At 45.8% G+C, this 15,189-nt stretch carries 15 protein-coding genes; 6 read left to right on the plus strand and 9 right to left on the minus strand.

What is annotated here, in order from left to right; all coding sequences use genetic code 11:
* Positions 1-16: 16 nt before the first annotated feature.
* The 5 genes from rpmA to folA all read left to right on the plus strand — a co-directional run bounded on the left by rpmA (position 17) and on the right by folA (position 3,621).
* Positions 17-274 (plus strand): 50S ribosomal protein L27, encoded by a 258-nt coding sequence (gene rpmA, locus KJB35_RS11620; protein ID WP_005383095.1) that lies wholly within the window; start codon positions 17-19, stop codon positions 272-274.
* 212 nt (positions 275-486) lie between these two features.
* A complete protein-coding gene (gene cgtA / locus KJB35_RS11625; RefSeq protein WP_005383091.1) occupies positions 487-1,662 on the plus strand; it encodes an Obg family GTPase CgtA in 1,176 nt (391 codons plus the stop codon).
* Between the two features lie 196 nt (positions 1,663-1,858).
* The gene (locus KJB35_RS11630) at positions 1,859-2,659 is read left to right on the plus strand and encodes a threonine/serine exporter family protein (RefSeq protein WP_005379664.1); all 801 of its coding nucleotides are present in this window, start codon (positions 1,859-1,861) and stop codon (positions 2,657-2,659) included.
* Positions 2,659-3,132, plus strand: coding sequence for a threonine/serine exporter family protein (locus KJB35_RS11635; protein WP_005379665.1), 474 nt, complete (start codon positions 2,659-2,661; stop codon positions 3,130-3,132). Before KJB35_RS11630 ends, KJB35_RS11635 begins: the two co-directional genes overlap by 1 nt.
* 9 nt (positions 3,133-3,141) lie before the next feature.
* Positions 3,142-3,621 carry a type 3 dihydrofolate reductase gene (gene folA / locus KJB35_RS11640; RefSeq protein WP_005379666.1) on the plus strand — a complete coding sequence of 160 codons (480 nt, stop codon included), beginning with the start codon at positions 3,142-3,144 and terminating at the stop codon, positions 3,619-3,621.
* Between the two features lie 269 nt (positions 3,622-3,890).
* Here folA and apaH read toward each other — a convergent pair whose 3' ends face one another.
* The 6 genes from apaH to lptD all read right to left on the minus strand — a co-directional run bounded on the left by apaH (position 3,891) and on the right by lptD (position 10,651).
* Positions 3,891-4,697, minus strand: a complete 807-nt coding sequence (gene apaH / locus KJB35_RS11645) for a bis(5'-nucleosyl)-tetraphosphatase (symmetrical) ApaH (protein WP_042522430.1) — start codon at positions 4,695-4,697, stop codon at positions 3,891-3,893.
* A 15-nt stretch (positions 4,698-4,712) separates the two neighbouring features.
* Complete coding sequence (gene apaG, locus KJB35_RS11650; RefSeq protein WP_005379668.1) at positions 4,713-5,093, minus strand: Co2+/Mg2+ efflux protein ApaG; 381 nt, start codon at positions 5,091-5,093, stop codon at positions 4,713-4,715.
* 75 nt (positions 5,094-5,168) lie between these two features.
* Positions 5,169-5,978, minus strand: coding sequence for a 16S rRNA (adenine(1518)-N(6)/adenine(1519)-N(6))-dimethyltransferase RsmA (gene rsmA, locus KJB35_RS11655; RefSeq protein ID WP_005379669.1), 810 nt, complete (start codon positions 5,976-5,978; stop codon positions 5,169-5,171).
* On the minus strand, positions 5,975-6,973 hold the full coding sequence (pdxA, locus tag KJB35_RS11660; protein ID WP_005379670.1) for a 4-hydroxythreonine-4-phosphate dehydrogenase PdxA: 999 nt from the start codon (positions 6,971-6,973) through the stop codon (positions 5,975-5,977). Before pdxA ends, rsmA begins: the two co-directional genes overlap by 4 nt.
* A complete protein-coding gene (gene surA / locus KJB35_RS11665) occupies positions 6,963-8,246 on the minus strand; it encodes a peptidylprolyl isomerase SurA (protein WP_005379672.1) in 1,284 nt (427 codons plus the stop codon). Before surA ends, pdxA begins: the two co-directional genes overlap by 11 nt.
* Before the next feature lie 59 nt (positions 8,247-8,305).
* Positions 8,306-10,651 carry an LPS assembly protein LptD gene (gene lptD, locus KJB35_RS11670; RefSeq protein ID WP_005379673.1) on the minus strand — a complete coding sequence of 782 codons (2,346 nt, stop codon included), beginning with the start codon at positions 10,649-10,651 and terminating at the stop codon, positions 8,306-8,308.
* 266 nt (positions 10,652-10,917) lie between these two features.
* On the opposite strand from lptD, the gene djlA reads away from it, so the two are divergent.
* Positions 10,918-11,772, plus strand: coding sequence for a co-chaperone DjlA (gene djlA / locus KJB35_RS11675; RefSeq protein ID WP_005383076.1), 855 nt, complete (start codon positions 10,918-10,920; stop codon positions 11,770-11,772).
* Between the two features lie 142 nt (positions 11,773-11,914).
* Here djlA and KJB35_RS11680 read toward each other — a convergent pair whose 3' ends face one another.
* From KJB35_RS11680 to leuC, 3 genes are all read right to left on the minus strand, one after another.
* Positions 11,915-12,697 carry a DUF547 domain-containing protein gene (locus KJB35_RS11680; RefSeq protein WP_213907991.1) on the minus strand — a complete coding sequence of 261 codons (783 nt, stop codon included), beginning with the start codon at positions 12,695-12,697 and terminating at the stop codon, positions 11,915-11,917.
* A 335-nt stretch (positions 12,698-13,032) separates the two neighbouring features.
* Positions 13,033-13,635 carry a 3-isopropylmalate dehydratase small subunit gene (gene leuD, locus KJB35_RS11685; RefSeq protein ID WP_005383071.1) on the minus strand — a complete coding sequence of 201 codons (603 nt, stop codon included), beginning with the start codon at positions 13,633-13,635 and terminating at the stop codon, positions 13,033-13,035.
* A gap of 11 nt (positions 13,636-13,646) precedes the next feature.
* Positions 13,647-15,047 (minus strand): 3-isopropylmalate dehydratase large subunit, encoded by a 1,401-nt coding sequence (gene leuC / locus KJB35_RS11690; RefSeq protein WP_005379681.1) that lies wholly within the window; start codon positions 15,045-15,047, stop codon positions 13,647-13,649.
* Positions 15,048-15,189 lie beyond the last annotated feature (142 nt).

Consider the following 15,189-nt stretch of genomic DNA (forward strand, 5'->3'; position numbering starts at 1 on the left):
TTAGGAGAGTTTAACAATGGCACACAAAAAAGCTGGTGGTTCTACTCGTAACGGCCGCGATTCAGAAAGCAAACGTCTAGGTGTTAAGCGTTTCGGTGGTGAATCTGTACTTGCAGGTAACATCATCGTTCGTCAACGTGGTACTAAGTTCCACGCTGGTAACAACGTAGGTATCGGTAAAGACCACACTCTATTCGCTCTTACTGAAGGTAAAGTGAAGTTCGAAGTGAAAGGTCCTAAGAACCGTAAGTTTGTAAGCATCGAAGCTGAGTAATTAGGTTTTTAACCAAATTACTTAATAGCTTTAAGCTGAATTCAAAAGCCCTGCCGAATCGGCGGGGTTTTTTATTTGTGGCAGTCGACATATCGAAGTTTCTCGCTAAGATCCTAAGCGATTTGAATCTGGGAGCTTAGATCTGTCATCTGCTAAAATTGTCGGATGACATAGTAAGATTTAATCCACGCACGAAGTAGTCGGAGTAAAAGATGAAGTTCGTAGATGAAGCGGTAGTAAAAGTTCAGGCTGGTGATGGCGGTAGTGGCGTTGTCAGTTTCTGGCGTGAAAAATTCATCACTAAAGGTGGCCCTGATGGCGGTGATGGCGGTGACGGTGGTGATGTTTATATCCAAGCCGATGAAAACCTAAATACCCTGATTGATTACCGTTTCCAGCGCTTCTACGAAGCTGAGCGTGGTGAAAACGGTCGCGGTGGTAACTGTACCGGTAAGCGTGGTAAAGACATCGTTCTTCGTGTACCTGTGGGTACGCGCGCTGTGGATATCCACACAAATGAAATCGTGGCGGAAGTTGCTGAACACGGTAAGAAAGTGATGATCGCGAAAGGCGGTTGGCACGGTCTAGGTAACACGCGTTTCAAATCTTCAGTAAACCGCGCGCCTCGTCAGAGAACATTGGGTACAAAGGGTGAAGTACGCGAAATTCGCCTTGAGCTATTGCTTCTTGCTGATGTGGGTATGCTTGGTCTACCTAATGCTGGTAAATCAACCTTTATCCGCGCAGTATCAGCAGCAAAACCGAAAGTCGCTGATTACCCATTCACGACTTTGATCCCAAGCTTGGGTGTCGTAAGTGTCGTACCAGAGAAAAGTTTTGTTGTTGCAGACATCCCTGGTTTGATCGAGGGTGCAGCAGATGGCGCTGGCCTTGGTATTCGATTCTTGAAGCACTTAGAGCGTTGTCGAGTGTTGCTGCACATGATCGATATTATGCCAATTGATCAGTCCGATCCGGTGCAAAATGCATTGACGATCATTGATGAACTAGAACAATACAGCGAAAAACTGGCAAGTAAGCCGCGTTGGTTAGTGTTCAACAAAGTTGATCTAATGCCTGAAGAAGAAGCGAATGAGAAGATCCAAGAAATCTTAGACGCACTAGGTTGGGAAGACGAGTACTTTAAGATCTCGGCGATCAATCGTAACGGTACTAAAGAGCTTTGTTACAAACTGGCTGACTTTATGGATAACCTACCTCGCGAAGAGGAAGAAGTGGCTGAAGAAGATAAAGTTAACTTCATGTGGGATGATTACCATAAAGATGCGATGGCGGGTAAAGACGTTATCACTGAAGATGACGACGACGATTGGGATGACTGGGACGATGAAGAAGATGACGGTCACGTTGTCTACGTTCGTGACTAATCAGAACGGTCAAACAATGCCTGTTTGCCTATAATTCATTAAGCCGCAATTATCTATTGCGGCTTTTTTTGTATCTAAATCATATTTAGGTGATGTGATTTACGGCACAATAACTGATACGTCGTGTTTTTTTGAGGGTTAGTTTGGCCCTCGCGCGTATGAATGAGTAACACCCTAAAAGGAATTAGACTTATTTATGACTCTAGAAACCATACCGCCTAGAGAGTTGGCGGTATCTACTCAACGATCGATTTCTCGTCTTGTCGCCCAAGCCGGACAAATGCTACTTGCTCATGGTGCTGAAAGTACTCTTGTGAGCGATATTATGCGTCGTATTGGCCTTGCTTGTGGGGTGAATGAAGTTGCGGTAGCACTATCAGCTAATGCATTGGTTGTGACGACGGTAATGGATGGGCATTGCATCACCACCACCCGAAGCTGCGCTGATCGTGGCATCAATATGCGCGTTATTACGCAAATTCAACGAATCTGTATCATGATGGAACGTGGTTTGCTCGATTCAACCATGGCGCAGAAAAAGCTGAACGCTATCAGTCCAGAGCGTTATAACCGCTGGTTGGTGGTGTTTATGATTGGCTTGTCTTGTGCGGCATTCAGTCATCTAGCTGGTGGTGATTGGGGAGTATTCATTATGACCTTTTTAGCTTCAGCTGGTGGCATGATCGTTCGCCAAGAAATTGGTCATCGTCATTTCAACCCTCTATTGAACTTTGCTGCGACCGCTTTTGTGACCACCTTAATTTCAGCACAGGCGGAAATTTACCAAATCGGTAATCTACCTACCGTAGCAATGGCATCGTCAGTATTAATGCTTGTACCTGGTTTCCCACTCATTAACTCTGTCGCAGATATGTTGAAAGGCCACATTAATATGGGGATTGCTCGATTTGTGATGGCTAGTTTACTAACGTTGGCGACATGTTTGGGGATCGTTGCTGCGATGAGTGTAACTGGAATTTGGGGGTGGGCTATCTAATGAGTTTATTTGATTTGATGTTTGGCCTTTTGAATGACATGTTTTTTGCGGCGATTCCCGCTGTAGGATTTGCATTGGTTTTTAACGTACCACAAAGAGCTTTAGTGTATTGCGCTGTTGGTGGCGCGATTGGTCATGGTAGCCGCTACTTGATGATGCAGTTTGGCATTCCTATTGAGTGGGCAACCTTTTTTGCTGCGACGTTAGTTGGGATGATTGGTGTGTACTGGTCTCACCGTTTTCTCGCGCATCCAAAAGTGTTTACTGTGGCTGCTTTGATCCCGATGGTGCCGGGTGTGTTTGCGTACAAAGCAATGATCGCTATGGTAGAAATCAATCATGTTGGCTACTCACCCGAGCTTGTCGCAACCTGTATGGAAAACTTTCTTAAGGCCATGTTTATTATTGCAGGTTTAGCTGTTGGTCTTGCGGTTCCAGGGCTGTTATTCTATCGCCGCAGACCAATTGTATAAGGACCTAACATGATCATTAGTATGATTGCCGCTATGGCCGACAATCGCATCATTGGCAAAGACAATCAAATGCCTTGGCATCTTCCCGCCGATTTCGCTTGGTTTAAGCGTTGTACCATGGGAAAACCGGTTGTGATGGGACGCAAAACCTATGAGTCTATTGGTCGCCCTTTACCAGGTCGCTTGAATATTGTTATTAGCCGTGATGAGACACTAAAGATCGAAGGCGTCACTACCGTAACATCGATTGAGCAGGCTCTGGAAGTCGCAGGTGATGTGGAAGAAGTGATGATCATTGGTGGTGGTGCGATTTACACCACTTGTCTGCCTATGGCCAATAAACTGTATGTAACACACATTGAAGCGGCCATTGATGGTGATACTCAGTTCCCAGATTGGGGAGACGAGTTTAAGGAAACTTACTCAGAAATGTATCAAGCCGATGAGAAGAACGCCTACAACATGCGCTTTACTGTGTTAGAAAAGTAATTCGAGATTAACACCGCGTAGTTAATACGGTAATGCCGTTCGTGTAACAGCGAGCGGCCATCCCAACCTACCGTCATCCTGAAAAGCGACGAAAGAGCGAGATTCAGGAGCCTCTATACGAGTACCTTGTTGTCAAAGGTATTTCTATCTATTCGCAGCGCGAGGATATTAGATTCCTAGTCTCGTTAAGGCTCGTTGGAATGACCCTACAGGGGGTGTTAAGTGACAAGTATTCTTCCTACTATGGATTATCGACTGTTATTCAGTGTTTAACTTAACGCATCCTGAGTAAAAATTTTCTTATCTTCCCAACGGATCATGGTTAGGCTTCCGCCCCAAACGCAGCCAGTATCTAGCCCGATGACTTCGTTGTTCATATAGCCTTGTAGTGCAGCCCAGTGCCCAAAGAGCACCGCTTTGTTTAAGTGGATACGTTTAGGCACATCAAACCATGGAATAAGTTCGTTACCGGAAACTTGTTGCGGTGGCAATTTACAATCCATATCCAAACGACCATCAGGGAAACAAAAGCGCATCCGCGTAAAAGCATTGATAATATAACGGTATCGGTCCAAACCTTGTAGAGAGTCATCCCAGGAATCAGGTTGATTGCTGTACATGTTTTTTAATAGCCAAGGCAGCTCTTCACTTTGGATGATGCGCTCAACTTCACGGGCACACTTTCTCGCTGTTTTTAGATTCCACTGCGGTGATATGCCAGCGTGACACATCACGAACTCGTCATGCTCGGCCATTAGAGGTTGCTGAGCTAGCCATGTCAGTAGTTCCTCTTTGTCAGGGGCCGTGAAAATAGGTGCGGTTCTATCTTTGTCTTTGACCTTTTTTATCCCGTGAGCCACTGCGAGAAGGTGAAGGTCGTGATTACCAAGCACCACGATTGCGCTTGCGCCAAGTGACTTCACAAAGCGTAACGTTTCTAGTGATTTAGGCCCTCTGGCGACCAAATCACCAGCAAGCCAAAGTTGGTCTTTTTTCGCAGAGAAAGATACTTTTTCTAGTAGTCGCTGCAATTCATCAAAACAGCCTTGGATGTCACCAACAATATAGGTAGCCACTGAATCTCCAATTTACTAATTTAAAACATTTGGAACAGCCAAGCGAAATGGTTCAATTTCGGTGATGAACTCTTGCCCTTTCTCATCCAGCATTTTGTAGTGTCCTTGCATAACGCCGACAGGGGTTTCTAACGCGGTTCCGCTACTGTACGTGTATTCATCATTGCTTGGAATAAAGGGCTGCTGGCCTACCACTCCGTCACCTTCAACCGTCATTTGCTTGCCATTCGAGTCTGTGATTAGCCAGCGGCGGCTCACTAACTGTACGGTTTGTTGGCTAAGGTTTTTGATGGTGATGATATAAGCGAAAACGTAGCGTTGTAGCTCTGGGTTGGACTGTTCTTCGATGTATTTGGTGTGAACTTGAATTTTGATGCAAGGTTGAATGACGTCCATGTGCACTCCTCAGAAACGTAATATCCCAATAATAATAAGCCAAACCTACAAGGGTTTGGCTCATTGTTTGAGTTCTTAGTGCTGCGGGTTATCCGCAAGCCAGTTCGCCATTGCGACGAATTGTTCTAGCGTCAGGTTCTCTGGACGCATGCTTGGATTAACACCTAGCTCTTCTAGTACTTCTGTGCTTAACAACGATTTGTAGCAGTTACGAACTGTTTTACGACGTTGGTTAAAGCCTTCACGACAAACGCGATCGAGCAAACGCAGATCTTTCGCCGGGCATGGCAGCTCTTCGTAAGGCACTAAACGAACAACGGCAGAATCCACTTTCGGTGGTGGAACGAATGCCGTTGGCGGTACTTCCAGTACCGGTACCACTTTACAGTAGTACTGAGCCATTACCGTTAAACGGCCGTAAGCTTTGCTGCCAGGGCCGGCGGCTAAGCGGTTTACCACTTCTTTTTGCAGCATAAAGTGCATGTCTTGAATGTCTTTATGGAACTCAAAAAGGTGGAACATCAATGGTGTAGAGATGTTGTATGGCAAGTTACCAAAAATGCGCAGCTTGTTGTTTGGCTTCACTAGTTGAGTGAAGTCAAAACGCATAGCGTCACCCTCATGGATGGTCAACTTATCTGCCAGTTCAGGGTGAGTACGTAGGCGTTCCGCCAGATCGCGGTCTAATTCGATAACTGTGAACTTATCCACTTCACGACCTACTGGCTCAGTGATTGCACCAAGACCAGGACCGATTTCAACCAGGTTTTGACCTGGTTTTGGGTTAATCGCTGATACGATTCCATCAATAATGTATGGATCGTTCAGGAAGTTTTGACCAAAACGTTTACGCGCTTTGTGTCCTAAATGGACATCATTTCTCATTGTTTCTTCTCTACCAAATCTATCGCATGCGTGAGCGCTGTTCGGAAACTCCCTGTATCCGCTTGACCTGTCCCTGCCAGATCTAATGCAGTACCGTGGTCCACCGATGTTCTAATAAAAGGTAGGCCAAGAGTAATGTTTACTGAACGACCAAAGCCTTTGTATTTTAATACTGGCAACACTTGATCATGGTACATGCCTAAAACAGCATCAGCATCATTTAAATATTTTTCATTGAAAATGGTATCAGCCGGCAGAGGGCCGATCAGGTTGATACCTTTTTCTTGTCGAATTTTTTCCAGTGTCGGAGTGATGGTTTCGATCTCTTCACGACCTAAGCAGCCATCTTCGCCAGCATGAGGGTTAAGCCCGCAAACGTAGATGTTTGGTTGTGCGATAGCAAACTTTTCTACAAGGTCTTTATGAAGAATATCGATGATTTTTTCTAATCGCTCTTCGGTGACAGCTTTGGACACATAAGCTAAAGGAATATGTGTTGTAACCAGCGCCACGCGTAGTCCTTCCGTTGCTAGCATCATTACAACTAGCGGCGTTTGTGACTTCTCGGCGAAAAATTCAGTATGACCACTGAATGCAACACCTGCGCGATTAATCACCCCCTTATGAACAGGGCCGGTGACAATAGCATCAAATTCATCATTCATACAGCCTAAAGCCGCTCTTTCTAGCGTTTTTAGTACATAGTGGCCATTCGCTTCATTGAGCTCACCTGCGACCGCAGGTTCCGATATTTGGATATGGTCAACGATAAGCGTGCCCGCTTTTTGTGCTTTAGGTGCTTCTTCTGGATTGTAATCAGACAGTTGGACTTCGATGCCAAGCTGCTTGGCTCGCTCCATCAGCATATTCTTATCGGCACAGACGACAATTTGGTGCGCCCAATCTTCTTTCGATAGGGCAAGCACTAAGTCTGGGCCGATACCCGCAGGTTCCCCTGCGGTTACGACAATTCTACGAATTGTATTAGTTGTCATTGTTGTCATCCACGATTTCAACAAACGCACTTGCGCGTAGCTCTTGCATCCATGCGCCCGCTTCTTCATTAAATTTACGGTTAAATAGAATGCGGTAAGCTTTATTCTTCATCGCTGAGTCAGTACGGTCAACTTGGCGACGATCCAACACTTCAACGATATGCCAGCCGTGAACGGTTTTGAACGGTTCGCTGATTGAGCCAACTGGCAGAGTTTCTACTTGGTGCTTGAATTCTGGCACGTAAAGATCTGGTGTTTGATAACCTAGTTCACCGTCTTGTGCTGCCGAGCCAGGATCTTGACTGTATTGTGTTGCCAATTGAGCGAACGTTGCTTCACCGGCTTTGATGCGGCGTACAAATTCATTCAGTTGCTTCTTCGCCCCTTCGTCGCTCAGAATCACGGTTGGTTTAATCAAAATATGACGCGCATTTACTTCCGTTACCGCAACCGTTTCTAGGCCTTTGACATCCTCTATTTTTAGGATGTGGAAACCAACGCCACTACGGAATGGACCAATAATGCTGCCTTTGTTTTGCATCTTGATCTGATCAGCAAAGATGGTCGGCATCTCTTCTTTACGCATCCAGCCCCAGTCACCACCTTGTAAAGCTTTAGGACCTTTAGAGTAGGTGTAGGCCATCTCCGTAAAGTCTGCACCTTCGTTTAGCTTTTTCGCGAGCGCTTTAGCTTCTGCTTCTACAGCAGATTTTTCTTTATCGTCAGAGAAGCGCAGTTGAATGTGTCCAATTTTGTATTGAACAGTCGCATTGGTTTCTTGTGATAGTTGCTCAGCAAGGCTATCGACCTCTGCTGGAAGGATATTAATACGGCGACGAACCAGTGCATTGCGAGCTTCTGATGCGGCGATTTCCTTACGAATTTGTTCGCGGAATTCTGGGTAACTTAAACCTTCACTTTCTACAGAAGCAGCGAGTTGTTCTACCGATTGCTCATTATTACGTGCGATCTCTGCAATCGCTTGGTTTAAACGGTTGTCGTCAATACGTACACCAATACGGTCAGCTTCTTGGCCTTGCAACGTGTCAATGATAAGTTTTTCAACAACTTGTTCTTTTAATACGCTGGTAGAAGGTAAGCTCTTTCCACTTTGACGAGCGTTGGCTTGCAGCGTTTTCATCGCTGTTTCGATGTCGCTTTGTAGAACTACACCGTCGTTCACGATGACCGCAACCTTATCGATCTCTACTGGTGCTGCAACCGCTCCGCAAGAGAGTAGGGTCGTGAATAAGATTGATTTCCAAATTTTCATTTAAAATTCCGTCAGTATTTTTGAATAGGCGTCTTATTCATTTAAGACGCCTATTTTGATTAATTGTTCAGATAGAATGGGCGGCCGTACTTAATCGCGTTGTCAGAACCATCCAGCTCTTTGACAGCAGTGTCTTCACGCTGGTTGGTCGCAAAGCCTTGAATACCGAAGTTAACGCTGAAGTTATTTTCGTATTCAGGTGATGCCCCGGTGCTGCCGATAGCTTGGTCTTCCCAACCAAGCAATTGGTTTGAGTAAGTGACGCCAATGTACCAACAGTCAGATTGGTAACGTAGGCTCGCTAACCATTCTAGGTCCGCATTTTCATTGAGGTCGTAGTAGTATTGACCACTCGCAGACCAGTTCGGGTTGAACTCGTAGGCCGCTACAATACCTGCTTGAGAAATACCTTTACGAGTAATTGTGTCTAGGTTTTCGAGAATGATCGTATCTTCGATGTATTCACGCGTAACGTAGCGATAGTTACCCTGAATAAAGCCGCCGTTGAATTGGTATTCCAAGGTACTGTTTGCCAACTGCATGGAGCTCAAATCAATATCGTATTGAATTCCACCGTGATAGAACAGGTAATCGTTGTAGTTGAAATCAGCTTCAATCGCCCATGATGAGTAATTGGTTGTCTCATCCGGAAGATTTGGGCTGTTGCTCAGTTTGGTCTTTTTATCGAAGTAGTAAATCTGACCAAATGAAACGTTAAGACGCTCTTTATAGTCATCATCAAAGAAGCGAGTACTCGCACCGTAGCTTAACTGGTTCGCCGAGGCGATTTTATCAATGCCACTGTACTTACGACTGCGGAATAGCCCGTAGTAGTCGGTTTGTAGCAAGGTGGTATCGTAGTTGTAGATGTTGGTTTGATCTTCTTCAGGTACGTACAAGTACTGCAGCTGAGGCTCCAGTGTTTGGGTGTAGCCCTTGATCCAGCTTGTATCTCGCTCTAAGTAAAGTTGCGCATGCGTACGGAACTCAGGAATAACACGAGAAACTTCATCATCCAACTGGTTTTGCAAGTTTACATCTGTCAAACCCGTTAAGTCTTGAGAGTAATACGTAGAGAGCACACGCGCTTCTGTTGTCCACGTTGCCCATGAGTTTGAGAGTGGTAATGTAAGCCCTGGTTCAATGTGAACACGGGTCGCATTTGGTCGCGCAGCATCGCTGGTATCGAAGCGGCTCACTTGGCTCTTCACGTCAAAGTTAAGGTAGTCTCCCCACAACGGCGTGTAGTAGTTCAAGTCTAACTGAGGAAGCAGGCGATAAGGGCGGTTCTCTTCTTTCAATAAGATTTGGAAGTCACGAACGGTTAACGAGGCATCCCAGAAGTCAGAACGATATTGTACTTGTCCTTCTTGAACCAGTTGACCATCTTCACGGTTACCAATGTCGGAGTCGAGATCGAGGAAGTAATCAATATCACTCACTTTTGAGTAATCGACTTTGACTATCCACTGTTTATTGATGATACCGTCGTGTTTAACTTGGTAGCCCCAACGAGACTCGTCCTGATATTTGCGATCACTATTGAGGTATTCGCCTTTGATTTCCCCATTTCCCCAACCATCTGTTAGGTAGCGGAAATCAGTATCGAGTTTTGTACCACGTTGCTGCATATAGAGCGTGGTGAGTGTCATGTCATATTGAGGCGCGATGTTCCAATAGAATGGCACCTCGACTTCCATACCATCACTAGAACCATACGATAAAGAAGGAAAGAGGAAACCCGTTTTACGCGTATCTCCAATTGGCATGGTTAGATACGGCACATAGAAAACAGGCACATCTAACACTTCAAATCGAGGATGGTGCAGCGTCGCTGTCTCTTCATCTTGGTCAACATCGATGCCTGACGCAACCAATCGCCATGAATTATCGCCTTGAGGGCACGATGTGATAGAGCCGTCTTCGAGTTCATAAACCGACTGACCTGTGCGAGCGATATAGGCTGCAGTGCCTCGACCTTGTTGGCAAAGGAACTGATAATCAGTGTTCTCAAGTGAAAACGTATCTTGATTAATGTCGTTAGTAACACGATCAGATCGAGCTTTGACTTGGCCGTCATTGAAAGTCACGTTGCCTTCGGCAACCACGACGTTGTCTTGTTGGTGCAGCGTTACGCTATCTGCGGTAATTTTCTTCTGGCCTTGGGTGACTTGTACATTACCTGAGTACTGAGCTTTGTCACCATTGATGGCTTGCAGGGTGTCAGCTTCTACCACTACTGGGGTATTAAGAGCGTCCTCCTCGCCACTTGTATCGACCAAACATTGATCTGTGGCGGGCATTTCCTGCACACTATCATGGATATTCGCTTCAGCTTGAGTGGTGGGTACAAACAAGGCGGTGCTGATAGAGGCCGCTAAAAATGTGCGGGAGAAATGTTGCATTGAATTGAACTTTCCTGTGTCACTACTACTCGATGGCTATAGGGCTTGTTGTACCCTAGCGTAATAGCCAAATGAATCAACTATAGTCGCATTTATCCCAGCGTATTGATTCACTGTGGCATAATGACGACAAAATAGCTGCAAAGATAAGCAGGCGAAATGGCCTAGCCGAAATAAAACTAATTCCATTATCATAAAGGAAATCGTTGCATCCGGCACTATAAGACCGCCGTCGTCGATAAAAATTCATTGATAGAGAACACATAATGCATATTTTTGGCAAAATTCTGGGTGCCTTTTTTGGCTTGTTACTTGGCGGGCCGCTAGGTTTACTCTTTGGCTTATTTATTGGCCATCAATTCGATAAAGCACGTCGCTTGAGTCAAGCCGGGTTCTCTACTGGCGGCTTTGGAAAAGGGCCAAGTCAAGCTCAGCGCCAAGAAGAGTTTTTTAAAGCGGCGTTTGCGGTAATGGGACATGTGGCAAAAGCGAAAGGCCAAGTCACCAAAGAGGAAATCCAACTGGCTTCAGCCATGATGGACCGCATGAATTTGCATGGCGAACAGCGTCGCGCAGCGCAAGACGCGTTTCGTGAAGGTAAAGACAGCGACTTTCCGTTAGAAGATGTTCTTGTTCGTGTGAAAATTTCGACAGCTGGTCGCTTTGACTTGTTGCAATTTTTCTTAGAGCTGCAAATCTCGGCGGCCTTTGCAGATGGCTCAATCCACCCGAGTGAACGAAATGTACTACACAAGATTGCACGTGGTTTGGGTTTCTCTTCTGAGCAATTAGAGCGTCGTTTGCAAATGCAAGAAGCCGCATTTCGTTTCCAAAGCCAGGGCGGTTTTCATGGTCAGCATCAAGGCCAATCTTCAGGTGGTAGCTGGCAACAAGCTTCACAAGCGGATCAGTTGGCCGACGCGTACAAAATTCTGGATGTGTCTTCAGATGCAGACAGTAAAACCGTTAAGCGTGCTTATCGTAAACTGATGAACGAGCATCACCCGGACAAATTGATGGCTAAAGGCCTACCACCAGAGATGATGAACGTCGCGAAAGAGAAATCTCAAGAGATTCAAAACGCTTACGATCTTATTAAGAAGGTTAAAGGCTTTAAGTAGTCGGACGTTTTCTATCAAACATTTGGATGTAAAAAAGGGCACTCAGTGCCCTTTTTTTTCATGTCTTAGTCTTTGAGTTGCCGGTGTCTTTAGCTTTTGGCCTATTATGTCCCTAATGCTAATTGACCTCACATCCCCCAGTTTAGTTGGCTTGATTCAAGTCCCAATCGTATTCGTATTTCACTTTGCCAGAGAAGTTTTTGTATTGCGGTGCGTACTTTGCGATGTGTTTGAAGATTTGTTTTTCTCCACCAAAGTCCGTTGCAAACCAATCATAAATAGAAGACAGCTCTGCCGTGTTACCTTGGATAGATACGCCTTTGCTGCTGTTGATAAATGTTTTGGCGGCACTATCCAGTAGAGCTTGCGTGTTGTCAGCAGTGAATGCTTGAGATTGCAGATTAGGGCATCCTAGGCTGGCACAGTTAACCGCGTAATGCGTTCTTGGGTCATTCCAAATTGGACGCAAAATTCGATGTTCAATATCGTTTAAAGTTAGATCCTTCCCATTGACCACGACCACATCGTCTCCCCAAGGACCAAAGCTAAATAAACCACCTAGCTTGGTGATTGATTCGACTGGATAGTTATCCAAAATAAGATCTACCGTGATGGCGTTGTAAAGGTTTACCCAATAGGCATATTGCTCTGCTTGGTTGTATTGTAGAGGGTCTAGTTTTGCCAAACGCTGGATGTATTGTTTCAGCTTAGTTTTATCGACAGAGGAGACTTGGCTATAACGAAACAAGGTATTCTCGCCTTGTTCAACTAAATAAGTATCGAGCAGTTGTTGCCATTCTTGATGAGAAATTTGGGTTTGGTTGGCTTGATTCGATTGTTTCCAATATGGCCATAAGTCGGATTTAGGCGCGGACAATGTCGAGAAAGAAACCAGAGCACACAACAGCAATAACAGACGCTTCATAGAGATACCTTTGAATGAGATATTGTTGATAGTGTAGACCAGTTTAGTGCTTGTTTTCTTTCAGTAATCAGTGGCCTTTATTCGCTGTCATTCCGAGGAGCATAAGCGATATCAGGAATCTAATACCCACAAACTCTTGAGTAAAGACAGTATGAATCTGTACAGTGCGCTGTGGTAGTCGATCCTGAATCACGCTCCTTCGCCGCTGTTCAGGATGACGAATTTCAACAGAGGCGTTCGGTATTCGGTAAGCAAAGCGATATGAGATCAGTCACCCAAAACAAATCAAGGGCCGACAATTGCCAGCCCTTGATTTGTGTATTTACTAACGCGTCTTAACGCAAGAAGCTTGGAATATTCGCTTCGTACTCAGCAATCTTATCTTCGTGTTGAAGGGTTAGGCCAATGTTGTCCAAACCGTTTAGCAAGCAATGACGACGGAACGAATCGATTTCAAAACCATATTCTTTGCCGTTGGCACGAACGACATTCGCTTCTAGGTCGACCTCGACTTCTGCACCTTCATTTGCCTCAACAAACTGGAAGATTTCATCCACTTCTTGTTCAGTCAAACGAACTGGCACCATTTGGTTGTTGATCGAGTTGCCGTAAAAAATATCGGCAAAGCTTGGTGCGATCATCGCTTTGATGCCGTAATCCGCTAGTGCCCACGGTGCGTGCTCACGAGATGAGCCACAGCCGAAGTTTTCACGAGCCAGCAAGATAGACGCGCCTTGGTAGCGAGGTGCGTTCATCACGAACTCTGGATTTGGCTGTTCGCCAGCATCGTCTAGGAAGCGCCAGTCATGGAATAGGTGCTTACCAAACCCTAGGCGGGAGACCTTTTGTAGGAACTGCTTTGGAATGATGGCATCAGTATCAACGTTCGCTGCATCTAGAGGAACAACTAAGCCTGTGTGTTGTTTAAAGCCTGACATTGGTTTGCTCCTTAGTCTAGTTCACGAATATCTACAAAGTGACCAGCAATTGCTGCTGCCGCTGCCATCGCAGGGCTCACTAGGTGGGTACGGCCATCACGACCTTGGCGGCCTTCAAAGTTACGGTTTGAAGTAGACGCACAACGTTCATGTGGGCCCAAACGGTCATTGTTCATTGCTAGACACATCGAGCAACCTGGTAGGCGCCACTCAAAGCCCGCTTCTTTAAAGATAACGTCCAAGCCTTCCGCTTCTGCTTGCGCTTTTACTTGCTCAGAGCCAGGAACGATCAGCGCTTGAACGTGAGGCGCGACTTTGCGACCTTTCGCTACTTCAGCGGCTGCGCGCATGTCTTCGATACGTGAGTTAGTACAAGAACCAACGAAGACTTTATCGACGTTGTAATCAGACAATGACTTGCCTGCCTCTAGGCCCATGTAAGCCAATGCTTTTTCTGCCGATGCCTTTTCTACTGGGTCGGCAAAGCTTTCTGGTGCTGGGATAGGTTGATCTACCGCGATCACTTGGCCTGGGTTAGTACCCCAAGTGACTTGTGGTTTAATGTCTGCTGCGTTTAGCGTCACGACTGCATCAAACTGAGCATCATCGTCAGTTTTTAATGTCTTCCAGTATTCTACTGCTGCATCAAAGTCGGCACCTTGAGGTGAGAATTTACGGCCTTTGATGTATTCGAACGTGGTTTCATCTGGCGCAATCAAACCGGCTTTCGCACCTAGCTCTATCGCCATGTTACATACGGTCATGCGGCCTTCCATTGAAAGGTCTGTGATCGCTTCACCACAGAATTCAACCACGTAGCCTGTACCGCCAGCTGCTGTCGTTTCTCCGATGATTGCTAGCACAATGTCTTTCGCAGTAATGCCCGGAGCCACTTTGCCTTTCACTTCGATCTTCATCGTTTTAGCGCGCGCTTGTTTTAGCGTTTGAGTCGCTAATACGTGCTCAACTTCAGATGTACCAATACCAAAAGCTAGCGAGCCGAATGCACCGTGTGTAGCAGTGTGCGAGTCACCACAAACAATGGTCATGCCGGGTAGGGTAATACCAAGCTCTGGACCCATAACGTGCACAATACCTTGGTATTTGTGGTTAATGTCGTAAAGCGTAACCCCAAACTCTTCACAGTTTTTCGATAGCGTTTCCATCTGGATACGAGCCATCTCACCGGATGCGTTGATGTCTTTGGTGGTTGTCGAAACGTTGTGGTCCATGGTGGCAAAAGTTTTGCTGACCTGACGCACTTTACGACCTTTTTCACGCAAGCCGTCAAATGCTTGCGGAGACGTCACTTCGTGTACCAAGTGACGGTCGATGTACAAGATTGGGTTTTCCCCTTCTGCTGCGACGGCAACGTGTGCGTCGTAGACTTTTTCGTATAATGTTTTGCCCATTGTTTGCTTCCTTTCCTCGTCGCCTTTGCCGCAATAACTGCGTTAGCGACACCCATTTATCCAGTTATTTAGCGAACTAAACGCCTTAATATAAATGGGCTTGCTGCCTTGCTATTGCACCAATGACTTAGAGGAAAGCCAT

It is taken from the genome of Vibrio sp. D431a (assembly GCF_030248655.1).
GTDB classification, from domain to species: domain Bacteria; phylum Pseudomonadota; class Gammaproteobacteria; order Enterobacterales; family Vibrionaceae; genus Vibrio; species Vibrio alginolyticus.

Coding starts and splice junctions, on each gene's coding strand:
- rpmA (WP_005383095.1), top strand. CDS start 17: ATGGCACACAAAAAAGCTGGTGGTTCTACTCGTAACGGCCGCGATTCA.
- cgtA (WP_005383091.1), top strand. CDS start 487: ATGAAGTTCGTAGATGAAGCGGTAGTAAAAGTTCAGGCTGGTGATGGC.
- KJB35_RS11630 (WP_005379664.1), top strand. CDS start 1,859: ATGACTCTAGAAACCATACCGCCTAGAGAGTTGGCGGTATCTACTCAA.
- KJB35_RS11635 (WP_005379665.1), top strand. CDS start 2,659: ATGAGTTTATTTGATTTGATGTTTGGCCTTTTGAATGACATGTTTTTT.
- folA (WP_005379666.1), top strand. CDS start 3,142: ATGATCATTAGTATGATTGCCGCTATGGCCGACAATCGCATCATTGGC.
- apaG (WP_005379668.1), bottom strand. CDS start 5,093: ATGGACGTCATTCAACCTTGCATCAAAATTCAAGTTCACACCAAATAC.
- rsmA (WP_005379669.1), bottom strand. CDS start 5,978: ATGAGAAATGATGTCCATTTAGGACACAAAGCGCGTAAACGTTTTGGT.
- pdxA (WP_005379670.1), bottom strand. CDS start 6,973: ATGACAACTAATACAATTCGTAGAATTGTCGTAACCGCAGGGGAACCT.
- surA (WP_005379672.1), bottom strand. CDS start 8,246: ATGAAAATTTGGAAATCAATCTTATTCACGACCCTACTCTCTTGCGGA.
- lptD (WP_005379673.1), bottom strand. CDS start 10,651: ATGCAACATTTCTCCCGCACATTTTTAGCGGCCTCTATCAGCACCGCC.
- djlA (WP_005383076.1), top strand. CDS start 10,918: ATGCATATTTTTGGCAAAATTCTGGGTGCCTTTTTTGGCTTGTTACTT.
- KJB35_RS11680 (WP_213907991.1), bottom strand. CDS start 12,697: ATGAAGCGTCTGTTATTGCTGTTGTGTGCTCTGGTTTCTTTCTCGACA.
- leuD (WP_005383071.1), bottom strand. CDS start 13,635: ATGTCAGGCTTTAAACAACACACAGGCTTAGTTGTTCCTCTAGATGCA.
- leuC (WP_005379681.1), bottom strand. CDS start 15,047: ATGGGCAAAACATTATACGAAAAAGTCTACGACGCACACGTTGCCGTC.